The 24237-nt window shown below is 43.5% G+C and carries 30 protein-coding genes and 2 pseudogenes; 21 read left to right on the top strand and 11 right to left on the bottom strand.

Annotated elements, in window-relative coordinates; all coding sequences use genetic code 11:
• Positions 1-232: 232 nt before the first annotated feature.
• Positions 233-625, top strand: a complete 393-nt coding sequence (locus tag DT065_RS00080) for a glycosyltransferase (protein ID WP_160112306.1) — start codon at positions 233-235, stop codon at positions 623-625.
• Between the two features lie 109 nt (positions 626-734).
• Here DT065_RS00080 and DT065_RS00085 read toward each other — a convergent pair whose 3' ends face one another.
• Positions 735-2027 carry a nucleotide sugar dehydrogenase gene (locus tag DT065_RS00085; protein ID WP_227002673.1) on the bottom strand — a complete coding sequence of 431 codons (1293 nt, stop codon included), beginning with the start codon at positions 2025-2027 and terminating at the stop codon, positions 735-737.
• A 126-nt stretch (positions 2028-2153) separates the two neighbouring features.
• Positions 2154-3440 carry a glycosyltransferase family 2 protein gene (locus tag DT065_RS00090; protein WP_160112307.1) on the bottom strand — a complete coding sequence of 429 codons (1287 nt, stop codon included), beginning with the start codon at positions 3438-3440 and terminating at the stop codon, positions 2154-2156.
• A 187-nt stretch (positions 3441-3627) separates the two neighbouring features.
• On the opposite strand from DT065_RS00090, the gene DT065_RS00095 reads away from it, so the two are divergent.
• Together DT065_RS00095 and DT065_RS00100 are read left to right on the top strand one after the other, a co-directional pair.
• The gene (locus DT065_RS00095) at positions 3628-3963 is read left to right on the top strand and encodes a DUF2642 domain-containing protein (protein ID WP_114369791.1); all 336 of its coding nucleotides are present in this window, start codon (positions 3628-3630) and stop codon (positions 3961-3963) included.
• A 15-nt stretch (positions 3964-3978) separates the two neighbouring features.
• Positions 3979-4194, top strand: a complete 216-nt coding sequence (locus DT065_RS00100) for a hypothetical protein (RefSeq protein ID WP_114369793.1) — start codon at positions 3979-3981, stop codon at positions 4192-4194.
• Positions 4195-4288: 94 nt separating this feature from the next.
• On the opposite strand, the gene DT065_RS00105 is transcribed toward DT065_RS00100, so the two are convergent.
• Together DT065_RS00105 and DT065_RS00110 are read right to left on the bottom strand one after the other, a co-directional pair.
• Positions 4289-4486 (bottom strand): hypothetical protein, encoded by a 198-nt coding sequence (locus DT065_RS00105; protein WP_114369795.1) that lies wholly within the window; start codon positions 4484-4486, stop codon positions 4289-4291.
• Positions 4483-5277 carry a GAF domain-containing protein gene (locus tag DT065_RS00110; RefSeq protein ID WP_160112308.1) on the bottom strand — a complete coding sequence of 265 codons (795 nt, stop codon included), beginning with the start codon at positions 5275-5277 and terminating at the stop codon, positions 4483-4485. Before DT065_RS00110 ends, DT065_RS00105 begins: the two co-directional genes overlap by 4 nt.
• 289 nt (positions 5278-5566) lie before the next feature.
• On the opposite strand from DT065_RS00110, the gene DT065_RS00115 reads away from it, so the two are divergent.
• Entirely contained in the window at positions 5567-5968 is a 402-nt protein-coding gene (locus DT065_RS00115) for a CBS domain-containing protein (RefSeq protein WP_114375933.1), read from the top strand.
• Between the two features lie 205 nt (positions 5969-6173).
• Here DT065_RS00115 and DT065_RS00120 read toward each other — a convergent pair whose 3' ends face one another.
• The 4 genes from DT065_RS00120 to pdxR all read right to left on the bottom strand — a co-directional run bounded on the left by DT065_RS00120 (position 6174) and on the right by pdxR (position 10416).
• Positions 6174-6428, bottom strand: a complete 255-nt coding sequence (locus tag DT065_RS00120; RefSeq protein WP_114369800.1) for a YosH family protein — start codon at positions 6426-6428, stop codon at positions 6174-6176.
• 219 nt (positions 6429-6647) lie between these two features.
• Positions 6648-7988 carry a TrkH family potassium uptake protein gene (locus tag DT065_RS00125; RefSeq protein WP_227002674.1) on the bottom strand — a complete coding sequence of 447 codons (1341 nt, stop codon included), beginning with the start codon at positions 7986-7988 and terminating at the stop codon, positions 6648-6650.
• A gap of 11 nt (positions 7989-7999) precedes the next feature.
• Positions 8000-8677: a potassium channel family protein gene (locus DT065_RS00130; protein WP_114369803.1), complete on the bottom strand. Its 678-nt coding sequence runs from the start codon at positions 8675-8677 to the stop codon at positions 8000-8002.
• Between the two features lie 338 nt (positions 8678-9015).
• The gene (pdxR, locus tag DT065_RS00135; RefSeq protein ID WP_114369805.1) at positions 9016-10416 is read right to left on the bottom strand and encodes a MocR-like pyridoxine biosynthesis transcription factor PdxR; all 1401 of its coding nucleotides are present in this window, start codon (positions 10414-10416) and stop codon (positions 9016-9018) included.
• Between the two features lie 122 nt (positions 10417-10538).
• Here pdxR and gabT point away from each other — a divergent pair, with 122 nt between their 5' ends.
• The 8 genes and pseudogenes from gabT to DT065_RS00175 all read left to right on the top strand — a co-directional run.
• Positions 10539-11822 (top strand): 4-aminobutyrate--2-oxoglutarate transaminase, encoded by a 1284-nt coding sequence (gene gabT, locus DT065_RS00140; protein WP_114369807.1) that lies wholly within the window; start codon positions 10539-10541, stop codon positions 11820-11822.
• Positions 11823-11848: 26 nt separating this feature from the next.
• A complete protein-coding gene (locus DT065_RS00145) occupies positions 11849-13261 on the top strand; it encodes an NAD-dependent succinate-semialdehyde dehydrogenase (protein ID WP_114375937.1) in 1413 nt (470 codons plus the stop codon).
• A 99-nt stretch (positions 13262-13360) separates the two neighbouring features.
• Positions 13361-14305, top strand: coding sequence for an agmatinase (gene speB / locus DT065_RS00150; protein ID WP_114369809.1), 945 nt, complete (start codon positions 13361-13363; stop codon positions 14303-14305).
• A gap of 45 nt (positions 14306-14350) precedes the next feature.
• Positions 14351-15703: a YjiH family protein gene (locus DT065_RS00155; RefSeq protein ID WP_114369811.1), complete on the top strand. Its 1353-nt coding sequence runs from the start codon at positions 14351-14353 to the stop codon at positions 15701-15703.
• Between the two features lie 167 nt (positions 15704-15870).
• Positions 15871-17066 (top strand): annotated as a pseudogene (locus tag DT065_RS00160) (trans-sulfuration enzyme family protein).
• 141 nt (positions 17067-17207) lie between these two features.
• Entirely contained in the window at positions 17208-17621 is a 414-nt protein-coding gene (locus tag DT065_RS00165) for a MarR family winged helix-turn-helix transcriptional regulator (protein WP_114369813.1), read from the top strand.
• 25 nt (positions 17622-17646) lie between these two features.
• Entirely contained in the window at positions 17647-18357 is a 711-nt protein-coding gene (locus DT065_RS00170) for a YczE/YyaS/YitT family protein (RefSeq protein ID WP_193550791.1), read from the top strand.
• 155 nt (positions 18358-18512) lie between these two features.
• Positions 18513-18878 (top strand): annotated as a pseudogene (locus DT065_RS00175) (sigma-70 family RNA polymerase sigma factor); the annotation flags it as partial.
• A 20-nt stretch (positions 18879-18898) separates the two neighbouring features.
• Here DT065_RS00175 and DT065_RS00180 read toward each other — a convergent pair.
• The 3 genes from DT065_RS00180 to DT065_RS00190 form a co-directional block, all read right to left on the bottom strand.
• Entirely contained in the window at positions 18899-19360 is a 462-nt protein-coding gene (locus tag DT065_RS00180) for an ImmA/IrrE family metallo-endopeptidase (RefSeq protein WP_114369817.1), read from the bottom strand.
• Positions 19361-19439: 79 nt separating this feature from the next.
• Positions 19440-20270, bottom strand: coding sequence for a DUF4190 domain-containing protein (locus DT065_RS00185; protein ID WP_114369819.1), 831 nt, complete (start codon positions 20268-20270; stop codon positions 19440-19442).
• A 94-nt stretch (positions 20271-20364) separates the two neighbouring features.
• Positions 20365-20718, bottom strand: a complete 354-nt coding sequence (locus DT065_RS00190; RefSeq protein WP_114369822.1) for a helix-turn-helix domain-containing protein — start codon at positions 20716-20718, stop codon at positions 20365-20367.
• 157 nt (positions 20719-20875) lie between these two features.
• Here DT065_RS00190 and DT065_RS00195 point away from each other — a divergent pair, with 157 nt between their 5' ends.
• The 9 genes from DT065_RS00195 (at position 20876) to DT065_RS00220 (ending at position 24237) form a co-directional block, all read left to right on the top strand.
• Positions 20876-21100 carry a helix-turn-helix transcriptional regulator gene (locus tag DT065_RS00195; RefSeq protein WP_114369824.1) on the top strand — a complete coding sequence of 75 codons (225 nt, stop codon included), beginning with the start codon at positions 20876-20878 and terminating at the stop codon, positions 21098-21100.
• 15 nt (positions 21101-21115) lie between these two features.
• The gene (locus DT065_RS18620) at positions 21116-21256 is read left to right on the top strand and encodes a hypothetical protein (RefSeq protein ID WP_160112309.1); all 141 of its coding nucleotides are present in this window, start codon (positions 21116-21118) and stop codon (positions 21254-21256) included.
• Positions 21257-21348: 92 nt separating this feature from the next.
• Positions 21349-21474, top strand: coding sequence for a hypothetical protein (locus tag DT065_RS19550; RefSeq protein WP_257791141.1), 126 nt, complete (start codon positions 21349-21351; stop codon positions 21472-21474).
• A 424-nt stretch (positions 21475-21898) separates the two neighbouring features.
• Positions 21899-22174 carry a type II toxin-antitoxin system RelB family anti-toxin gene (gene relB / locus DT065_RS00200; RefSeq protein WP_160112310.1) on the top strand — a complete coding sequence of 92 codons (276 nt, stop codon included), beginning with the start codon at positions 21899-21901 and terminating at the stop codon, positions 22172-22174.
• Positions 22175-22191: 17 nt separating this feature from the next.
• A complete protein-coding gene (locus DT065_RS00205) occupies positions 22192-22926 on the top strand; it encodes an HNH endonuclease (RefSeq protein ID WP_114369828.1) in 735 nt (244 codons plus the stop codon).
• Between the two features lie 85 nt (positions 22927-23011).
• Entirely contained in the window at positions 23012-23176 is a 165-nt protein-coding gene (locus DT065_RS18625; RefSeq protein WP_160112311.1) for a hypothetical protein, read from the top strand.
• Positions 23151-23357 carry a hypothetical protein gene (locus tag DT065_RS00210; RefSeq protein WP_114369830.1) on the top strand — a complete coding sequence of 69 codons (207 nt, stop codon included), beginning with the start codon at positions 23151-23153 and terminating at the stop codon, positions 23355-23357. Before DT065_RS18625 ends, DT065_RS00210 begins: the two co-directional genes overlap by 26 nt.
• 110 nt (positions 23358-23467) lie before the next feature.
• Positions 23468-23758, top strand: a complete 291-nt coding sequence (locus DT065_RS00215) for a hypothetical protein (protein ID WP_114369832.1) — start codon at positions 23468-23470, stop codon at positions 23756-23758.
• Positions 23755-24237, top strand: coding sequence for a siphovirus Gp157 family protein (locus DT065_RS00220; RefSeq protein ID WP_114369834.1), 483 nt, complete (start codon positions 23755-23757; stop codon positions 24235-24237). Before DT065_RS00215 ends, DT065_RS00220 begins: the two co-directional genes overlap by 4 nt.

A 24237-nucleotide genomic window follows, 5' to 3' on the forward strand; every position in this document is an offset into this window, starting at 1 on the left:
TCAGGAAAACATTCGGACATTCGGCTGGCACAGGAAAAGTTTCAGTAGCGTAAATTTTGAGGAAATTAGACTCTTATTCCAGAGAAAATCGCCTCTCAGCAGCCTCCGTGAGAATACGGCTTCTGATGAAATCGCGGATACCTTAAAGTCACATGTTGATATGTATAAAACGCGGGTAGGGATCGATGCCCGACAATTTAAACCTGCACAAAAAAAGAGGCAAGAACCCTTCGTGGTCGGGAGGGTCGATCTACCGAGTTATCGAACATTGAAGGGGTATGACCTCGTTACCTCCGCACTCAAAGATTTAAATGTGAAACTGGAGATTCGAACATTCAAAGATAAAGTGCCGAGAAAGGATATGATGGCGTTTTATCAAGGTCTAGATTGTTTTGTTTGTTCCAGTGCCTCGGAGCATATCCCTTTACCCGTACTCGAAGCCGCTGCTAGCGGTGTGACGATTATTACGACGAACGTCGCCATTGTACCGGAATTAATCAGCGACAAGCAGAATGGCATTATTGTGAAAAGGGAGGCCCACGCGATTCGACACGCGGTTCAGATAGTGATGAATAACCCGGATATGCGGGAGAAAATTTCCCAAAAATATTCAGGACGAGGATAAGCTCCTTTTTCTCCATTACATTTGCGGACGATTCATGCAGGTGATCACAGAGATCATAACGTTCATCATCCTTTCTATATAAAAGTGACCGCGCGAAACGTTTGCGCGGTCACGCGTTTCCCCCACCTAGCACGACGACTTCAGCGTTTCCTTGCAGCCCCTCGGTTTGGTTTCTCGTGTCATAGATGAGGGGAGCATGGTTCATGATTTTTTCCATCGGAAACGTGGAATGGTCGGTTAAAAGAACGACAATGTCGGCATCTTCCAATTGTTTGGTTGTTAACGGGAGACTATGGTACGTTTGTTCATCAATCGTTACTTCGGGTACATAAGGATCGTGGTAGGTAACCGTTGCACCAAGTTGGAGGAAGTTTCGGATAATCGAAAGCGCCGGGGAACTTCGCACGTCATTGGAGTCTTTTTTGTAAGCAATGCCGCATACCAAAATATTGGAGGCTTTGATGGTTCTCTTTTTTTCGATACGGGATTGCACTTGCTGTGTGATATAAGTGGGAAGGTGGTTGTTGGTGTTTTCGGCCAAAGAAAGAAAGCGATGGTGATAGCCATGCTTTTGGCCAATCCAATATAAATATAAAGGGTCGACAGGAATACAGTGACCGCCAATGCCCGGACCCGGAAAAAACGGCGTAAACCCGTATGGTTTTGTGCTTGCAGCATTGATGGCATCCCACAGATTAATATCTAATTTGTCGCACAGCATGGCCATTTCGTTGATGAAGGAAATGTTAATAAATCGATAACTGTTCTCCAATAGTTTGGAAAGTTCCGCCACTTCGACGGATGAAGCAGGGGTCACTTGTGTGAAAATAGATCGGTAAAAAAGAGACAAGTGATGAAAACAATTGTCCGTAATCCCGCTAATCACTTTCGGAATATCTTTCACTTCGATCGATTGGTTTCCGGGATCAATGCGCTCCGGGGAGTATCCGAGGTGAAAATCTTTTCCGATAATCAGGCCGCTCTTTTCCAAGATTGGCAGGATGACGTCACGGGTGGTTCCGGGGTAGGTCGAGCTTTCCAGAATAATAAGTTGATGTTTTTGCAACCTTGGTACGAGCGCTTCACTCACTTGTCTTATAAAACGCAAATCAGGCTCCCCGTCGTTTAATAATGGCGTGGGCACACAAATAATGATGGTATCCAAAGACGCTGCGACATCGTAGTTCGTCGTTACCGTTAGCGACCCGGAAGACAAGGCGGAAGTGATGGCTGTGTCGGATAGATCCGGGATATGGCTTTTTCCCTTTTGCAATTGCTTTATTTTATTGGCATCGGTATCTATTCCGGTTACGTGATGATCGTTTTGCGTGACTAATAATGCAAGCGGCAAACCAACGTAACCTAAACCGATAACACCGATTTTTTTATTGCCATGGTGCAATTCAAAGCTCCTTTCTTGCATGTTTAATAAATCTATTCCAATGCTTTATCATCTTATTTTTTTTCCTGTCTTTTGCAACGGCGTTTATCAATGAAGGGAAAGCCTATCATCTGCGTGTATATATATTCATAGTGATCGTTTCAGTTGTTCTTTGAATGTGTGCCATTTTTGCTGATGTTGTTTCGTGATGCTTTTCTCATGTTCACGAATGTTATAAACCGTGAAATCTTGATAAGTGAAGCGTGTATCGTGGATTAATTGCAATAAAACACTGACGTCCTCGTATAGGCGCCCCTCGGCAAAAGAAACGATGGGAAACCCTCCTGCTGCCTTTATATCTGCCGTTCGATAAATTCTAGGTCCAAGCGGGAAAGGATAGGCGAGCAATTGTTGCTTCGTTTGCACAGGTCTTCCTTTTGCAGTCCCTTTAAATAAAACATCCCCGCGGCCCCGTTGTTTCCACTTGCGAAAATTTCCGTATAACAAGGACACATTTTTCGGGAGTTGTTGCAGTTTCTGCTTTATGATAGATAAAGCGTCCGGATCCAGCCAATCATCGGCATCTAATTCCATGACGAAATCCGTTTCTACATGGGGCAGGGCATCATTAAGGGCTTTGGCTTTTCCTTCGTTTTTTTTACTAATGATTTCCACGTGGCTTATTCCTCGCCATTGTTCGATTTCCGCCAAGGATTGATCTTCGGAACCATCATCGAGGACCAACAGTTGATCCGGCTGTGTATGTTGGAAAAAGCAAGAGGCAATCGCTTTTCCGACATAACCGTCCATGTTAAAGCAAGGGATAAGAACGGACAGCGTGGGAGACGGATAAATCGGAATATCGGCTTCTATTTTTTGCAAAAGACGCACTTTTTCCAATTGGTCCTTGGAGTTGCTCTTTCTCAACGTTTGAACACATGTATTATCTTTCGACAAGATGTATTTTTCGTCGATTTCATACAGCCAAAAAGGCAACAACGCTTCTTTGAACGGCAAATGTGCCAAAGCGGAAAACTTTTTTTCCTTCAATATTTCCGTTTTAACGAAAAACGGTTCACGAATACGGATATTACGTACGCTTCGCACATGGGTCATGACCGAATGATCGTGTGGTAAATATAAGGTGGAGGCGTCGAGGGCGGGGGAGAGGAACTGCTGATCGTTCAGAAATAATACATAGGTGCTCTGAATCTTCTTTGTGGCTTCGTTTAATGCTGTCCCCAAGTCATTTGCTTGTATGAGTGTCGTCCAAATACGTTTCTCAAATCCTTTTAACGGTTGAACGTTCACATTTGGGTGATGGACGATACCTACCGAATTTACGCGATGACTGATCCTTTTTAATGAATATAAAGCTGTCCGCAACGTTTGATGATTCGGGTAGTCTAGCAACAAAACCGTGATATCTTTCAATATCATTAGCTCCTTTTCCAGTGTCTTCGTCTATCATATTCGGATGTGCAATCACTCGTGTCGACCGGGGCGTGTGCTAGTGGACAACTGAGGATATTTTCATAAATAGGCCTCGGAAGTGGGAAGTATCCTATACAGAAGCATTTTCTTTAAATAATATGGTAGAGAAAACGAGAGGAGGATTAGGATGGCGAACAATGAACAGTCGGCATCACTTCGATTGGTTAATCAACTTGCCGACCTCAATACAAGTTTGCTCGAACTGAGGTTATCCAGAGGAGGGAACGCCAATATGACGAGAAGGCTGACAGATAAATTTTTCCCACCCGAAACAGAAACTCCGACTACTCTGACACAGCTATTGTCGACGTTAGTCGGGGAGCAAATCCAGGCCACCACCCCATTTGGGGAAGTAAGCGGTACGTTGATCACTGTCCAAGAGGACTATATTGTTATGGTAGATGACACCGGTGCTCAAGCACTTGTGCGTATCGATGCCATTGAATTTGTAAGCGAGCTGTAAAGGAGGAATATTCCGATGTTTGAAAATCTTTTCCGTGATGAGCTAGCGAATCGCTTGGGTGCAACCGTGGAAATCGCGACGGACAACAATTTGATCGAAGGAATTCTTGTCAACGTCTCCGGGGATTTGGTCCTCACGGTCGATGTGAACGACGGATATGGGACAGGAAACCAAGTGTATCTATCCGTTGAATCGATCAACTACGTGCGCTTTCCGGCGACGGCAGCTTAAACAAACACCAATCGTAAGTCAGGGCACGGATGGGTGTCCTGGCTTTTTTGAGAAACGCAGCATTAAAATAAAAAAACGAGCGTCTACGCCCGTGTTAATTTGCCAGCATTTGCCGCATCCAATCAATGGTATGCTCCATGTGTTGTTCCCTTTCCATTTTTCTTTTTGTCAGTGATTTGCGCCGGCGGAGCAAATCGTCCATCTTTGATTTGTATACAGATGGTTCAACCATGTTTCTTTGGTAAGCATCCTTCAAGATGCTGATGCGCATGTTAAGATCCTCAATAGTCATACACGCCACCTTTGCTGATGAGTAAATGTGGATCGAATCGCTCCGTCATACATTTCCAAGATTACTAGTGTAATGAGATCTGTATACACCTGAATGATTAAACGCGATTCCTGCGAAAAAGGGGACATCGCATCTACTGTCATGATACCCCAGTTTAATATCGGTATGCAAATTAAACTGTTGTAATGACTTTTTGATTGTTCATTCGGGCTCCAGTCATCATCTTCCTGCACATCGTCGATATATAAATTTTCGGATTTTCGAAAGCACCTCCCCCCGGCGGTGTTATTAATGCCCAGTGTCCGCCCTCCATCCTTGTAATCATTTGGAAATTGAGCGCTTCCCGTAAAAAAATCCAATTCACCAGAAGTTGAATTATACATCCATAGGGCGCAGCGGTTGTTTGAACCAGGGGTTGCGCTCATATTTCCTGGTACGGCGTTGACTAGCTTTTTCATGAGGTTGACGGATAAATGGAATTTTTCATCGCCTTCCGATTCCTTGATATCCTTAAGTTCCTCGAGAAAAATGCTACACTCATTTAAAGAAGAGTTGTATTGGGTTTGCACATGTTCCAATGCTTTGAGCCTTGATTGTAACTGTCCGTTTGTTTCGGCTAATGTGCCAATGCGATCTTCGCGTCCAACAACGTCTGCAAATTTATTCGAAATTCTCGTCACTTGAATCATAAGAACGATACTGCCTGCTATAAAAACGATACCGGCGACTGCATAAACCCAATCAGGAAATCGATCCATCGCTTCAAGAAAAATGGTTTCTATCGCTGTCAAAAAGATCCCTCCCATTGTGGTTATGGTTATATTTTCCACAAAAGAAGGAAAATTCCTTTCTTATAAAATAAATCTATAACTTATACCTATAATAATATTAGGCCTAATGGCCCTTTATGTATGTTGGTGGGGCAAATGGCGCCCAGTCTTTTTACAGACTGATCCCCTGGCGTCATTCTCATCAAATGCTCCACCTTCCTAATTTGTGCACATATTTTTACCTATACGGGAAAAACTGTACCGAGTAAAGGAGGAATGCTCAATCGTGCAAAATCAAAATTTAGGAAATATGATGGCGAGAAACGTTGTATCCATTGATCCAAATCAATCCATACAAGAAGCAGCTGCATTAATGGAGCAACATCATATTGGCTCATTGCCGGTCGTTCAAAACGGAGAACTGATGGGGATAATTACCGACCGGGATATCACCCTTCGATCAACCGCTAAAGGCAAAGACGGACACACCCATTGTTCAGAGTGCATGTCGCGAGAACCTGTTTCAGGGAGTCCGGAAATGGATGCCCATGAAGCAGCATTGGTAATGGGAGATAGTCAAATTAGACGTTTGCCAATTGTTGAAAATGGTGAATTGGTTGGCGTAGTGGCGCTCGGTGATTTTGCATTGAACGATATCTATGCGAATGAAGCAGAGCAGGCGTTAGCCAAAATTTCGGTGAGGCCGATCTAAGAAAAGATGGAAAAAGTAAAGCCAGGAAAGCGTCTCTCGCTGTTTCCATGCTTCCTGGCTTCCCATTAAATATTGGGAACATTTAGATATTTGCTATTAAAGATCCACTCCCTGTCCCGGAAAGGCCGCTCTCTTCCCCATATTGCCGGGCGTAATCGAAGAAGCCTTCATCATCATTCTCCTGCCCTTGTTCCGAAGGTAAGTGTTATTCAAACGTCTGAGAATCGGTTAACAGAACATCGCAGTTATCATCGAGAAAGTGTGTCAGCATAATGGCAACCTCCGTTTTTTTGCTGTCGTGTGCCATTGCAAATTTTACCATTGCATAATCCCGGGATCGTTCATGCCATTTATCACCTCCGCCCTCCCAAACATGTTTTTTGTACATAACCTTTGCTTTCTTTTCGGTTTTCGCTTTAATTAATGCATAAAATGGGAGGAGAAATTCATAATACTTCATTGCATTCGACTCCTTTACACATGACGAGACGCTCCAAAAAGACAAAGAGGAACCCGCGATAAGCAGGCTCCTCCAGTTTTCATGTGTTTATTCAGTTTTTGGAACTTGCTCCTCCAATATTTGGTTTCAATGAGTTAATAACATCATAATGGGTGGGGGAAAAGATGTCAACGTTAAAAATGAAAAATTTGGGAGCATTCAAGCTCAAATCTAGGAATGTTAGCCAATAAGCACTTTATCTTCAGGATAGTTGATTCGACTCGGTCTTTGTTTATAGGTCAACAAGTAGGCGAGTGTCAACGGACCTAATCGTCCGACAAACATTGTGATCATCATAATTATTTTACCTATGGGGGAAAGTTCTTCCGTTAAGCCCATGGACAAACCCGCGGTACTAAAACCTGATACGACATCAAATAATGTCGTGAGAAAGTGGACATTATGTAAGCCCTCCGTGATCGATAATAACAAAGTGGTTCCTATAATCCACGCTAAGGAACTCACCACGACTGCAAGCGCTCGCATTACCGTTTCCAACGCGATTTTTCGATGAAATGCATGGACCTGATGACCACTCCTGAATGTATTGATCGTTGCGAGCACAATAATGGCAAACGTATTTGTTTTTATCCCTCCACCAGTGCCGCCGGTAGAAGCGCCGATAAACATGAGGACGATAATAAAGAATTGGGAAGCAACCAACATGTTCCCAATATCTACCGTGTTGAACCCTGCACTTCTCGGGGTAGCACTTTGGAAATAAGCAGCCAGTAAACGTTCGGTTAAAGACAGTCCTTCGGTTGCAGGATTAAAAAGTTCGACCATGAACAGAAAGAGAAACCCTCCGATCAAAAGCGACCCCGATGTAACGAGAACAAGCTTGGAATGTAGGGAAAGCTTTCTCAAAGATCGTTTTCGGAATAAATCAACGAGTACCATAAAACCAAGGCCGCCAGTAATAAAAAGTGCGGATAAGCTCACATTCACAAGAGGGTCTCCGAGATAATCTTCCATACTGTTGTCAAAAAGTGTAAATCCAGCGTTATTAAATGCCATCACGGAATGAAATATAGAGGCGTAGGAAGCCTCTACCCAGCCCATTTCCCCACTCCAATGAATCGTAAGAATAAGGGCTGTTACGGCTTCTAAAGCCAACGCCAGAAGCAGAATCGTCATCGCCAATCTGAAAATCCCACGTGCGGAAAACGTATTGGTAGTGGGCTGAAGAAGCAGACGGTATTTCAACCCCATCACTTTTCCGACCAAGATTGCAACCGTCACCCCAAAAATCATAAAGCCCAGTCCGCCCAATTGTACGAGAAGGAGGATAACCGTTTGACCAAAGTATGAAAAATCGCTGCCGGGCTCCAAAACGGCAAGACCGGTGACGCACACAGCAGAAACAGCCATAAATAAGGCATCTATCAAACCGACGCTCTCTCCGTCAGCGGAGGATTGGGGAAGAGCCAGCAAAATCATCCCAATAAAAATAAGGAGAATAAAACCAAAAACGATCCATTGCGGCGGGCTGAAATGAACGGTTTTTTTTTGTAGACTCACGGGGTTAACACCTACTTCGTTTTGCTTTTTTCCCGGTAATCTTTTTGGAGGCGTCGGATATCTTTATGTTTACCGATAATGGTAAGAATATCGCCATGATAAATTTCATCTTCAATGTGAGGGGAAATATTTACTTCTTCGTCTGCATCTTTGATGGCCATAATCATACAACCATACGTTTTGTTAATGTTTAACTTTTGGAGGGTGCATCCATCCATTGCTTTAGGTGCCCGGATTTCAGCCATGTTATACTCCGATGAAAGCTCCAGGTAATCGATGAGGTTGTTGGAACTTAGTAAGTTCCCTAAGCGTTCTCCCATATCTCGTTCCGGAAAAACAATATTGTCCGCACCGATTTTACTGAGTACTTTTCCATGATGATTATCTTTGGCTTTTGCCGTAATCTCATTGATCTCCAATTCCTTAAGAATCAATGTTGTAAGAATGCTGGACTGTAGATCTTCGCCGATCCCAACAATGGCATGGGAAAATTTATGAAGTCCTAATTGTTCTAAAGCTGTCTCGTCAGTCGCATCGATCTGAACGGCATGCGTAACATAAGGGGTGATCTCTTGTAAGATTTGCTCATCCTTATCAATCGCTAAAACATCTTTGTCATTATCCACCAATGTTTTGGTTACACTCTGACCGAACCGCCCAAGGCCAAGGACAACAAACTGTTCTTTCACATAACCCCTCCATTCACACTGACATTACTCATAAGGTAGCCCCTCTAGCGAGTCACGTCCATCTTCATTTTTTATCCAGTGAACGTATCCATCGTATCATAAGGATCTTCGTTCGAAATGTCAACATTATTGAAAAGAAAAAATTCTTTATTATGAAAGATACAATGGGAGAGAAGAATGGATGTACTATATTCGATCAAAAACAAGGATCTCAAATGCTCCTTATCGTTAAAGAATGGTGGCACAACCGTTCATCGGGTCAATTTCTAAAGAGGAGAAGAAGCAATCTCCCCTGACAATTGAAACGAACACGCTTTGCTTGTACTTTCGCCGTACTCCTATTCCGGAAAACAACACCGATACAACATCTCTACCGCTTCATCAATCTCCTCCGGTTTTAATTTCGCAAAGCCGATAATGAGCGTTGTCGGTGCGCTTCCCGATTGCTCATGTAAAAAACGTTGAATCGAGTACAGTTCAAGCTCCATCTTTTCCGCCCGCTCCATGATCGCCTCGATTGGTTCCTCTGTATCCAAATGCAACAAAAAGTGAAGTCCGGCTTTTTCCCCCTCCACCCGGACGAATGAACCGAAACGTTTCTGTAGTGCCGTGATTAGTTTCGCTCGAACCTCTTTATAATATTTACTCATGCGCTTAATGTGCTTATCATATTCGCCGTTTTCCAAAAAGCGAGCCAACGTCAATTGCGTGAGCACGGAAGTCGTTTGCATAAAATGCAAGCCCTTTTCTTTAAACACGTCGATTAACCCCAACGGCAATACCATGTAACTCATTCTGAGATCCGGTAGTAGTGATTTTGAGTAAGAGTCGATATAAATCACTTTTTCGTCGACGTCCAGGCTTTGTAACGATGGAACGATGTCGCCTTCGTATTTAAATTCGGAATCATAATCATCTTCGATCACATACCTGCCTTCTTTTTCATAGCACCAATGAAGCAACTCTGTTCGACGGGAGACCGGCATAATGGACCCCGTCGGCATTTGATGGGAAGGGGTGACAATGGCAATATTCGCCGGAGTTTCCCGTAGTTTTTCTACATTCATGCCATGCGCATCGACAGGCACATGATAGACAGCGTGGCGCATTGTTTGTAATAAGGAAGTGAGGCGATGGTACCCCGGTTCTTCCATCGCAAACGGTTTGTTTTCGGCAACGACCAATAGGAATAATTGCAACAGCCATTGCGTACTTGCACCGATGACAATTTGCTCGGGCTCGCAGATGACGCCACGTGTGTGTCGAATTTTATTGGACACAATCTCTCGGAGTTTATAGATGCCTTGCGGATGATTAATCTCCGAAAGCAACTCCTGATCGTCTCTGATCGCTTTCTGTTCACTCTGATGCCAACTTTGAAAAGGGAAAAGGGAAGCGCCCACGCCCATGTGGGAAAAGGAGTAGCGATAAGATTTTGCACGCGTTTCCGATAATTTGGGATCGAGCTTTTTTTCTACGTTTAGGGGGCGAATCGGATGGATCGTTTTCACAAAATAACCGCTACGTTCTTTTGTATATAAATACCCTTCCGCGATCAGTTGATTATAAGCAGAAAGGATACTATTTTGGCTGACATTCAGCAATGCAGCCAATGTGCGTTTTGACGGAAGCTTGGTTTCGGCTGCCAACGTTCCTTGTAAAATTTCATTTTTAATCCATGCATAGATTTGCTTATACACAGGAGATGAATGGTCGCGATCAATCGGGATATGAAGCATAGGAACCTCCAACTGGTGCCATTAAAAATTTAAATTTGGTACTATAAAGAATATCAAAAACCGCTTATAATGACAAAACAGTGAATCATGAAAGCGCTATTAAAGGTGTAGGAGGTTTTCATATGACAACTTGGCAAGAAAAAAGGGATCGATATGTACCAAGGGGCGTGGGTAATGGCAATCGAGCAATTGCGAGCCACGGCAAAGGGGCAACGCTTTACGATGAAGAAGAAAACGCATTCATCGATTTCGCCGGAGCGATTGGTGTCATGAATGTGGGCCATTCCCATCCAAAGGTTGTGGATGCTGCCAAAAAGCAAATCGACAAGATGACCCATCCGGGTTTTAATGTCATTATGTATGACGGCTATATTGAATTGGCCGAGCGTCTTTCCACGATAACACCGGGAAATGTTGATAAAAAAACGCTATTATTGAACAGCGGAGCCGAGGCAATCGAAAACGCGGTAAAAATCGCGAGAAAAGCAACAAGGCGACAAGCCATCGTTACTTTCTCCCGCGGCTTCCATGGCCGGACGAATATGACGATGGCGATGACCGGCAAGGTGAAACCGTATAAATCGGGCTTCGGACCTTTTGCACCGGAAGTCTACCACGCGCCTTTTCCGTATATGTTTCGCAAGCCGGAAGCGCAAAGCGATGACGCTTACGTCCAGTCTGTAATTAATGATTTTGATTTATTTTTAAAAACCGAAGTAGCGCCTGAAGAAGTGGCTTGTGTCGTGATGGAACCTATTCAAGGAGAAGGCGGTTTTATCATCCCGCCGAAGGCATTTGTGGAACACGTTGCGAAACGCTGTCAAGAACATGGCATTCTTCTCGTGGCTGATGAGATCCAAACCGGGTTCGCGCGCACCGGTGCCTGGTTTGCGAGTGAACACTTTGGGATCGAGCCTGATTTAATGACGCTGTCAAAATCGTTAGCGGCCGGTTTCCCACTAAGCGCGGTTGTCGGAAAAGCTGAATTTATGGATGCAGCTGATCCAGGTGAACTTGGCGGGACGTTTAGTGGCAACCCTGTGGCTTGCCAAGCAGCCCTTGCCGTTTTAGAAATCGTTGAAGAAGAAACCTTAACGGAACGTGCAGAACGCGTGGGAGAACAATTTGAAACCAAAGTACGCACGTGGGAAGAGCAATTTTCTTTTGTTCGTGGTTTTCGCCGTTTAGGCGCGATGGCGGCTTTTGAAATCGTGCAGGAAGACGGAAAAACACCGGACGCGGAAAAAACGGCTTCGATTTTAAAAGAAGCAAATGCTTCCGGATTGTTGCTGCTTTCCTCCGGGGTGCATAGCAACGTCATTCGTTTTCTCGCTCCGCTCGTGATAACGGATGAAGAATTGGAAAAAGGGCTGAACATCCTTGATGACGTATTGAACAAACAATAAAGGGGGCTCACGCGTTGAACCAACAAATGTATATTGATGGCCAATGGCAGGGAAGTGAGTTGAGCCAATTTGAGATCACCAACCCTGCAACGAAACAAGTGCTCGGAAGTGTGCCCGAAGGTGGTAAGAAGCAAGCTGAACAGGCGGTGGAAGCGGCTCATAAGACTTTTGAGTCTTGGTCAAAATTGCCGGCACAAGACCGAAGCAGGCTCTTGGCTGATTGGCATCGGTTAATCGATGAAAATAAGGAAGAAATTGGAAAAATCATGACCTTGGAACAAGGAAAACCGTTGCAAGAAGCGATTGGCGAAGTGAATTATGCCAATGGGTTTATCTCGTGGTACGCGGAAGAAGCGAAACGCATATACGGGGAAACCATTCCCGCTTCACACACGAACAAACGTATATTCGTGCAAAAACAACCGGTAGGTGTAGTAGCAGCGATTACGCCTTGGAACTTCCCGGCAGCGATGATCACACGTAAAGTCGGCCCCGCGCTCGCCGCGGGCTGTACGGTGGTTGTTAAACCGGCAGAAGAAACGCCTCTAACAGCTTTAAAATTGGCAGAACTCGCCGAAGAGGCTGGCATTCCGGCAGGAGTGATCAATGTGATTACAGGCAACCCACAAGCGATCGGGGAGGCGTGGTTGCAAGATGAACGCGTACGAAAAATCACGTTTACAGGATCCACAGAAGTTGGCAAGCAGTTAATGGAAGGCGCCGCGCAAACCGTCAAAAAGGTGTCGCTTGAACTTGGGGGGCACGCCCCATTTATCGTCATGGAAGACGCGGATATCGATCATGCAGTCGCACAGTTAATTGGCTCTAAATTTCGCAACGCGGGTCAAACGTGCATTTGTACGAATCGAGTGTATGTACAAGCATCAATCGTAGAAACGTTCAGCGAAAAATTCGAAGCTGCCGTGTTACAGTTAAAGACCGGCGATGGACTGGAAAAAAACGTCGACCTCGGCCCGTTGATCAATAAGCAAGCGCTCGAGAAAGTGCAAGACCATATGGATGATGCGGTAGCAAAAGGCGGAAATATACTCGCCGGCGGCAATAGTTTCGAGAAAAACCAAGGCCTATATTTTGAACCGACGATCGTAACGGAAGCCAGTGATGACATGCTTTGCATGAATGAAGAAACCTTCGGACCCATCGCACCGATCGCTTCTTTTCAAACCGAAGAGGAAGTTATCGGACGGGCAAACAACTCCCCATTCGGTTTGGCCGCTTATGTCTTCTCGGAAAACATCGGGAAAGCCGTACGTGTCAGTGAAGCATTGGAATACGGCATCGTTGGCGTCAATGACGGCCTCCCTTCCGTGCCCCAAGCCCCATTTGGAGGAATGAAAGAAAGCGGCCTGGGCAGAGAAGGCGGCCACCACGGGATTGAGGAGTATTTGGAAGTGAAGTATATTTCGTTGGGGATATGACTTTTTACGAGTGAAGAAATTGATGGGATGTTCTGTTTGATATAATATTACCTGTACACATCAAGTATCAAAAGTGAACTTAGCTAGGAGGAATTATTGATGTATAAGCCTAAAGATTCTTCTCAATCTCCACGTTTTGTTGGAATGCGCACATTTATGAGATTAGAAGCAATTAAAACAACAGATGTAGATTTTGTGGTTGCTGGAGTTCCTTTCGATACAGCATCCTCTAATCGAACCGGACAAAGATATGGTCCACAGCATGTTCGCAATTTTTCTGTACTACTAAGGCCTTATAACCCTGATCAGGAGATTAATATTTTTGATTACTCCTCCGGTGTAGATTATGGAGATTTTGATATTATTCCCGGTAACATACATCGGACATACGAAAATATTGAAAAATCACTTGAACCGATTCTTGAACAAGAAGTTACTCCTGTTTTAATGGGAGGAGATCATTCCGTTACCTTGGCTCATTTAAGAGCATTCAAGAAAAAATATGGTCCAATTGCGCTTGTACAGTTTGACTCCCATGGTGATACGTGGGATGACTATTTCGGTGAAAAGTATATGCATGGAACTGTTTTCCGACGAGCAGTAGAAGAAGGCCTGATTGATGTTTATCACTCGATTCAAGTTGGCATGAGAGGTCCGTTATACGGACCGGAAGATATTGATGACGCAAGGGATCTTGGTTTCGAAGTCATTCCAATGAAAGAGGCACGTTCACTCGGACAGGAAAAGGTGCTTCAACGGATCCAACAACGAGTTAGGGATAAGCCATTGTTTGTGACCTACGATGTTGACTTTTTAGACCCTGCATACGCCCCCGGCACAGGTACCCCGGAAGTGGGAGGGCCTACGAGTTACGAAGGGCTTGAATATGTTAGAGGCCTTGATGGTTTGAACGTTGTTGGTTTTGACCTGGTGGAAGTCCTGCCAGATTATGATAGCGGTGAAATTACAGCTGCCGCAGCTGCTGCTATTATGTATGAGATGATCACTTTAATAGCCCTAAAGAAGAGGCGAAATAGCAAATAAATAAGAGTATCCCCAAACTGAAGTGAGGGCAAAGGGGGAGAAACAATGCAATCGAATAACAATGAATTAAAGTATAAACTTCAGTTTATTCTAGTTTCACTCATCGGGATTTTGTTATTTCTTATTCCAATCCCGATGGGTGAAGAAATAACCATAGGTGTAGGGATCATGGCCACTTTTGTACAAGAAGTGTTTGCAGATTATATCCCACAAGCTATGACAATCATCCTTATGTTATCAGTCGCTCTATCTATTATTACGAAAATTTGGAAGCCATCGCCAATTATGGACAATATTTTTTGGCGAGGGTTATTAGATGTCACTTGGGTTTGGTTAACATTTCGTATACTCGGCGCTGTTTTTGCTGTTTTGACACTTTTTGAATGGGGTCCTGAGTGGATATGGTCAGAGGTTTCCGGAGGAGAGGTTTTATATTCCCTTATCCCTGTCTTAACCACCTGGTTTCTGTTTGCCGGCCTGTTTTTACCTGTATTGATTGAATTCGGGTTGATGGAATTTGCCGGAACGTTACTCCGAAAATTTATGAAACCACTTTTTACGGTTCCTGGGCGCTCGTCAATTGATGCACTTGTCTCTTGGATGGGGAGTGGAACTGTTGGCGCACTTGTTACAACACAGCAGTATGAAAAAGGGTATTATACTAAAAGAGAAGGAGCAGTTATCGCTACAAATTTCTCTATTGCTTCTATAGCATTTAGTATATTGGTCGTTCAGTTTTTAGATGTCAGTCACATGTTTGTGCAATTTTATTTAACTGTTTGCGTAGCCGGGGTTATTACAGCAATGATCGTTCCAAGAATCCCACCTCTTTCAAGAAAAAAAGAAACGTACCATGAAATTTCGGGAAAACAAATCGACGAAGGAAATCCTCAAGGGATATCGTATGTAAGATGGGGATATGAGAGAGCCATTGAAAAAGTTAAAAAAACGACTGACTCTCCTAGCTTAGTTAAGCAAGGTGTAAAAAATGTCCTTGATATTTGGTTAGGTCTTATTCCTTTGGTAATGGCATTGGGAACGATTGCGTTAATATTAGCAGAGTTTACCCCAATCTTTCATTGGATTTCTTATCCATTTGTTCCATTATTAAATCTCTTACAGATACCCGAATCCACAGATGCGGCTATAGCAGTAGTCGTTGGTTTTGCAGATATGTTTTTACCGGCGATTGTCGGTTCGGGGATTGAAAGCGAATTAACTCGCTTCGTGGTTGCTTGTCTCTCTATGACACAACTCGTTTATATGTCTGAAGTCGGAGTTTTACTCTTGCGCTCTAGTCTTCCTTTAAATTTATTGGATCTGCTTATTATTTTCCTTCAACGTACACTGATTAGCCTACCAATTATAGCCGTAATGGCACATGTATTATTCTTTTAAAATGATGGATCTAGGAAATTATGAACTCCTAGATCCTTTTACATAGTCAATGCTCCCCGTACCTCTGATTGGAATCCACTATTGATGGTTTTACTGCTTCCCATTAACGCGCTCCATCAACTTTCCGCTCTTCTTCATGTAGAATGGTAGGAGAGGAGGGGGTTTTGATGCAGGTAAATAAAGAAACAGGCTATATTCACGGCTATGAGGAGAAAGAACGTCATTACGGAAGTTTAGTGCCACCCATTTATCAATCGAGTACATTTACGTTTCCTGACGCGGAAAGTGGAGCTGCTCGTTTTGCCGGAAATGAAAGCGGGTACATGTATAGCCGTTTAGGAAATCCGACGGTTCGGGAATTTGAAGAGCGAATGGCCAAAGCTGAAGGCGGGGAAAAAGCGCTGGCATTTGCTTCCGGAATGGCTGCTGTTTCTGCTGTTTTAACGACTTTACTAAAAAGCGGGGAGCATGTGCTTGTCTCGAAAGGCGTGTATGGGTGTACTTTCGGGCTTTTATCGTGGCTATTCGACCGCTTCCACGTTAAAGCGATTACATTTCCATGGAAAATAAGGCTGATCTCGAAGAACATCTCCAACCGACGACAAAGGTCATTTATATTGAAACGCCCATCAATCCGACGATGAAAATGACTGATTTTTCTCTTGTTACGCAATTTGCAAAAGCTCATAACCTGACGGTTGTCGTGGATAATACCTTTGCTTCTCCTTATCTGCAACGCCCGCTCGAGCATAACGCTGATGTCGTCGTTCACAGTGCCACAAAATATTTGGGCGGACATGGCGATGTGATCGCGGGAGTGGCGGTTGGCAGCTTCGAATTCATGGAAGGGCTCAAACAGAACGCGCAAAAAGATATGGGCGGCGTCCTCGGTTCTTTTGAAGCCTGGTTATTGCTGCGGGGAATGAAGACGCTTGCTGTGCGCATGGATCGTCACTGCGCTAACGCGAAAGTAATCGCAGAGAAACTGAAAGAACATCCGCAAGTGGAGTCCCTTTTCTTTCCGGGTGATCCCGATTTTACACAATACAAATTGGCGGCAAAACAGATGGATCAGCCCGGCGCGATAATCAGTTTTACTGTTAAGGGTGGAAAAGAAGCAGCTTTTAACATGATGAATCGCCTACAAATGGTTTCGATCGCTGTAAGTCTCGGTGACGCGGAAACACTGATCCAACACCCGGCATCGATGACCCATGCCGTCATTCCTGAAACCGAACGTGAGCTTATGGCGATCGGCGACAACATGCTCCGTTTATCGGTTGGGCACGAGCACCATGAAGATATTTGGCATGAGTTGGAACAAGCATTGACAGGAGGAGGAACTTATTTCATAGGAAGATAAGGCGCCGGCTTTTGGTCGGTGTCTTTTTCTTTTAAGGAGAGGCCCTTTCTTGGGATAGGATTCATTCCCTTGATAATTAAAACATAGAAGTATATACTTAGTTAGGTAAGTATTTATTGAGGTTGGAGTGAGGATCGTACGATGAGGTTGTATGGTCATTTTATTAACCAAACGGCAAGAAACTTCGTGAAGACGCTAAATGAACGGATTTCTCCTCTCGGGCTCTATAGTTCTCAATGGGGAGTTATTTTATTTTTGGGTGCAGAAGGGAAGTCAACGCAACGCCAAATCAGTGATTATTTGCGCGTTGAAGCACCGACGATGACGCGTACGATAACTAGAATGGAAAAAGAGGGCCTGATCACGAAGACTTCCGGTGAAGACCGACGCACCCGGTATATTACGTTAACGGAAAAAGCAAATGAGCTATACGGGGAATGGCTACATGCATCAGATAAAATGGAAAATCAGGCTATAGAAGGCATCAGCGCAGAAGATCTGGAAACTTTTCTACGAGTCTTGGAAACAATGAATACGAACCTTGATAAAAGGTAAGGGAATAGATGAAAGAAGGTTTAACATGGAAATGCATCATAGAGAAAGTAAACACCACGGCAGCTTCTCTTTTTTCTTATTAAGAGTTGCTTTATTTTTTACGGGGTTATTAACGCTTTCGTTTGGAGGTAGCTTAATGATCCAATCTACACTCGGCTCGGCAACGTGGGATGTTCTGCATATCGGCCTTGCCAATTTAAGTCCATTATCCGTCGGCATGTGGGTGCAAATCGTCGGGATTCTGATGATTTGCATGACGTGGTATATAGAAAAACAAAGACCAAAGCTTGGGACGTTTGTAAACATTTTATGCATCGGCATTTTGCTGGATATCTGGTTGCTGTTGCCAATCGAACAAGTATTTTCAAGCACTTGGCAGCTGGTTATCATTTTAATTGCCGGTATTGTATGTATGGGCATTGGCGCAGGCATGTATGTATCAACAGGCCTCGGAGCAGGGCCGCGTGACGGCATGACGCTTGCGCTCTCCAATAAATCAGGGTCGTCCATTCGACTCGTGCGCACACTGATGGAAGGGACAGCCCTTTTCTTAGGATGGCTTCTTGGCGGTCCCGTTGCTTTCGGTACCTTCTTATCGGTATTTTTGATTGGTCCCGTCATGCAATCATCCCTTGGTTTCTGGCGAAAACAGGTGACTAAACTGGAGAGTGTTACCGGGCATAAACGGAATACAAAAAAAGAAGCGCACCCTTCTTCTTCTACGAGTACATGGTAAGTGGAATCAACTGCTGATTTTATTTCCATGCCGTTAGCCACTGGGTTTTTCCTCTACACCCCTCCCCTCCAAAAACCATCCATTCTCTTTACCCTTGCACCAACCAAGCCCATCCCTGCATAGACTAAAGGAGATGATCCTAGGAGGGATTCTCCATGTCTGGCATTTTTACGGCGATCGCGTACGCGTTCAAGGAAATGATGCTGTTCGTTTCTTATGTTAAAAATCAAGCGTTTCCTCAACCTTTATCAAAGGAAGATGAAAAAAAATACCTAGAGCGCATGAACGAAGGAGATGAACATGCGAGGAACATGCTAATTGAGCACAATTTGCGTCTTGTTGCACATATTGTAAAGAAATTTGAAAGCACGAATGAGGATAACGAAGATTTAATTTCCATCGGTACGATTGGACTTATCAAAGGGATTGAGAGTTATTCGCCGGATAAGGGGACGAAGCTCGCGACGTACGCGGCCCGATGCATAGAAAATGAAATACTTATTACATTACATATGCGTAAATAAATGGAAATCGGACAACCTTAAAAGGATTGCCCGAGTAAGTATCTTGATTCTAATTGAAGCATACGCCTCTCCGCCGCCCACAACGGCACGTTAAACATATGAGCCAGCGTGTACGGCGTGATGTGGTCCATATACCTCACAAGGTGGATCGGCATAGAGGCATGGAGAGCGAACCTATTTGCCTGAATCTCCATGAAATCAGATACAGTTTTAACAGCCATTCGCTGGTCTACGGCGTGCAAAACGGGGTGTCCAATCTCATGAAAGAATGCCCATGTTTTGAGATATGATGGAAAATACTTGTGGATATTAATAAATGTAAAATCCGGGAATAATGTTGTGGCTGTTTTTTTATCTGTAAAATGCAATTCAATGTTCATACGATGCGCAATATTTTCAATGCATAAATCATCAATAGATAGCACCTTAATCTCTTTATAACCGTCTATCACGATCTTTTCTATTGTCGAATATAACATTTAATCTTCCCTTCCTAAAAACGTGTGTTCGATCAAAGGTTTAAAGAAAAGCCTTACGAATAAGGCTCTATACATATATTTATTTTAGATCGATTAACGCTCCGTCTCCTCCAAAAATGCCTACTTCTATATAAAGTTGCAGATCATCTGATTCAGCAACATCATCAGCAACATCAAAAACGACTGTTGATTCAATTGTTGATCCGGGGTTTACTTCATTGGCGATGAAAACATCCCCTTCGTTATATGCTCTTATTGCGGCTGAGTCAGATTCATACGTAGCATCTCCCTCGACTAACTGAAAATCTCCTGATCTTATCATCACAGATTCGTTGTCGTTATTTTGATACGTTGCACCAACTAATACATACGTTCCGCTTGCTTCACGCGGAAAGTTTTCTGATCCGACATCATCTATTGTATCAATATCATGTACAGTCAATTGGTGATCTCCAAATTCAACATTATCACCAAGTCCGTAAGCTTCAATTTCGTCTTCTTCTTCCTCGTTCACTTCTTCGTCTGGTTCTTCTTCCTCTATCGCTTCCGCATCCACGGTCACGGCCTCGCTTGTGTCTCTGGTTTCCTGGTCTTGCTCTCTTCCGTTATCTTCTCCAGATGCAAAATCCGGCTCTTCATCCGCTGGCGACATTGCTGCAATTATCAAAAAACCAAATTGATAAACAATTGCCAAAGACCCTAATGCCATACCGACGTTCGCACTTTTCTTTTTGGTCACCTGTTTCCTTCCGAATGCGCCGAAAATAATTGCTAAAATCCAAGCCGGCAACATAAGCCACCCCAAAAACGGAATGATCCCTATCGACAACCCAACTATCCCCAACACCAATGATGCCGTGGCCATGGAGTTTTTTTCGGGTGTAGTAGAATTTGCTGTTACTTCACTCATAAATTTTCAACCCCCATATTTCATTTTATAAGCACATCATCATAGTACTATATGCATGAAATAATTGGCAACTGAAGTGTGTTCACTATGGTAGCTATTTGTCCCTATCTTCTTTAAATAGCTTCTCTAAGCGTTTTCTTCTTTTTCTCATTAGCTGAGCATATTCTTCGAGCTCCTGCATTTCTTCCTCGCTCATGTCGTCAAAACCGCCGTAGGCAAACATCTTGGGTTCTTCCTCTTTTTCTTTAGGGTCGTCTGTATGCCCGAGCAAAAAATCAGTTGATACATCATAATGATCAGCAATCTTTTTTAAAGTGTCGTAATCTGGGCTTCTGTTTCCTCTTTCATAAGCTGTATATGCTGGCCGAGTAATACCTAATATTGAAGCAATTTCTTTTTGGGTCTTTTTATTCGATTTTCTTAATTGAATTAATCTTTCTTTTAACAACGTTCAGCACCGCCTTATCACCCCTTAATTATAGTGTAACAAATAGTTACTTTAAACTGATTGTATCAAATCGAAACTTTTTTATGATTATATGCTTGACATAGTAACGATATGACACTATAATAAAAAGTAACAGATCGCAACAGGAGGTGAAGAAATGAGAACTTGGCTTAAAGACATTAGACATCAAAGAGGATACACACATCAACAAGTTGCCGAGTTGGCAAATATCCATCGAGCTTATTATACCTTGATTGAGTCGGGGTCAAGAACACCTAGCGTTGCCGCATCAAAATCAATTGGGAAAGCACTAGGTTTTGACTGGACAATTTTTTTTGAAGATGAAAGTAACGAAACGAAACAAAAGACGGTGACAGTTTAGAAAGGAGGTGAACTTATGAACGTCCAACTCATTCCCGGCGAACAACTCAAAAACGGAAAACTCCGACCGACCGCAATGAAAGCAACCAAAGACATTATCGAAAGAAAAATCAAGTCGGGTGAGTACAAGCGCGATCGGGATCGGGTGACTGTCTGACTATATGTTAGCAAGGATTTCTTATAAGTAGTATTCCCACTAATCTATGTCAATTCCAAATTGGAATAAGGGGGATTCGGAGGGGTAACAGGATGCCTGTTATTCGGAAGCAAGTAGGGTCATGGGATAAAGAGGATAACGATTGGATGATTACCGATGTTGGTGAAGTCTGGAGTATTGGCAATCAGCTGTTCAGCGGCGTCGATAGTTTGTTGTGATGCTCGGATAGATTCGTTCATATTTGTACTACCGACCTCCATGCTAATGGTTTGATTTTTGGCTGATTCTTTGAGTGATTCGCTAACACCAACATCCATTATGTTATCGCACAGGCTTTTTATCCCATGCTTCTACTTGTTTCCAAGCAGATCAGCATACCTGTTCATCCATGTAGGATGTCGGACGCTCGTGGGCAGTTTATTGGCATACCATCCTCACTGTCTATGCGTTGCACCTTCCAAGGTACAGAAGCAGTAATTCCCTTGGCTTGGCTCACGGTATCCATATCAAATGACTTAGGTTTCCCGTGAATTCATCCGATTGTCACTCATGGATCGCTCCATAAGGCGGCAATATCCAATCTATTCATTAGTCTACAGGAAATGATAGAAGATGAGAAATGATTTCAAGGAGGTGAAAAAATTGGAGTACGGAGGTTTGTTAAAAGCGGCAAGGGAACGCTCCGGCATTTCGCAAGAAGAAATGGCCCACCAAATGAACATGACTCAATCGAATATATCCAAATATGAAAACAACTATAAAGAGCCGCCACTCACCATGTTTAAACAATGGATGGAAAACACTAGCTGTCAAGATGTAGCGATAGCGTTCCTGATGGGTGTAGATGGGATGCAGATGATGGGTCAAGTCATGGAAGCGCTCAGTAGCGTAGTTGGTTTTGTGTCAATTATTTTTTAGGAGGTCAGATTCAAAGGATGGAAATTGAGTTGACGCAGGGTTATATGTCGATTGTTGATAATGAAGATTACGAAAGAGTAAATAAGTTTAATTGGCATGTGAACGCTCGTGGATACGCTACAACAAGCACGCCAGCTTATGCTCTCATGCATCGGTATATATTAGGTGTGGATTCACTCGGAAAAGATGTTGATCACATCAATGGTGATAGGTTGGATAACCGAAAAGAGAATTTAAGGGTAGTTAACAACTCCCAAAACGCAAGAAACAGAAAGAAGGTAGCAAACACAACGTCAAGATACAAAGGCGTTTCATGGTTAACCCGTCATTCCAAGTGGACTTCTAGAATAACCCTTCATGGAAAAAGTACTTTTCTAGGTTATTTCGATTCTGAGGAAGAAGCTGCAAGGGCGTACGACAAATCTGCAAAAGATTTGTTTGGAGAGTATGCGCGCTTAAACTTCACAGATTTAGGAGTTATAGAAATCTCGAATGATTTCCAACAACGATTCAATCTCAGTCAAGGGAAATACAACCAAAGGAAACAGAAAAATACTTCATCGAAATATAAAGGAGTCACATGGTTGAAGAAGTATTGTAAATGGCAATCTCAAATCCAAAAGAACGGAAAACATTATTATCTTGGTGTTTTTGAAACCGAGAGCGAAGCGGCGCTTGCCTACAACAAAGTGGCGAAGGAATTGTTCGGCGAATACGCACGACTAAATGAGATTTATGAGGTGGAGTCATGAAAGAAAAAACGATTCTATTTATTTTCTTCGGATCAATCGTAACAGCACTAATACTCGGAAGCATATTTCCGGAAGGGGTGGCGACATGAACCGAAGGCACATTATCAGCGAACGGAAACTTTATGAACTAGAAGATGGCGCTGACATGATGGCGGATCATGGAACTGTTCCAGTGAACGTAAGGGATTTAGAAGAATTAATCAGCGTATATAGGAGGATTAAGTATGGTGAACGACCATCCAGTGATTAGACAAATGGAATCGAAAGGTTACATCGGCACACAGCCATTCATTGTCGGCGAGTGTAGGTACTGTGGATGGGAGATTTCGGATCAGGAAGAAGCTTACGAATCAGATCTTGGAAACCTTATATGTAGCGACAGGAGTTGTTTGGTCGAGCATGCATTGATGGATTTAGAGCAAATCAAATGACCTCTTGTATGAGGGTACAAGAGGTCAGGGGGTCAAACAAAATATATGAGTACCTCTATTTTAGCACACGCCCCCTGCTAAAACAATAGAGGTCACAGGAGGAACGGAAAATGAACAAAATGAACGAATTGAACGCATTTGCAGGCGTTACTGTTGACGGTTTCAAGCATTTGAGAAAATTTGGCGTTATCGCTGTAAGCATGGAGTCGGACGGCGTTGTGGAGATTCAAATGACGGCGGAAGGGATCTCTTCTCTCGGCGTGGATGTAGAGATAGAGGAAATGGCCTACAAAAGCGAACTGTACGAAGTAACCGCCCATTTTGATAGCTTCCGGTTGTTTGCGGTTGCGGATGAGGAAGAACGTCAGAAACTATTTGCGGATAAGGGGGTTGTGGCATGAACGCCCTTTACGAATTAACAGATGGACACGTGGAGATTCAAAGGCAAATATACGACGGCGTGGACGCGGAAGTTTTTACGGACACTCTGCAAGCCATTGAGGAAAGTATAGAAGTGAAAGTAGAAGGATATCACGCAATCATCCAAAACACCAAAGGTGACATTGAAAAAATAAAAACCGAGGAAAAACGGCTCGCGGATCGACGAAAAGCAATGGAAAACAAAGTCGATAAACTGAAACGAAATCTTGAGGAAAACATGACCAAATTAGGCAAAAGAAAAATCACCACACCTTTATTCACGGCATGGATACAGCCAAATACTCCGAGCGTCCGAGTACTTGATGAAAAGTTGATACCAAAAGAATTTTGGAAAGAACAAGATCCGAAATTGGACAAGACTTCATTAGGAAAGGCGCTCAAAAAATCAGATACACCCGGCGCTGAAATAGTACAAACGGAATCTATTAGATTTAGGTAG

Origin of the sequence: Salicibibacter kimchii (assembly GCF_003336365.1) — a bacterium.
In the GTDB taxonomy this organism is placed as follows: Bacteria; Bacillota; Bacilli; order Bacillales; family Marinococcaceae; genus Salicibibacter; species Salicibibacter kimchii.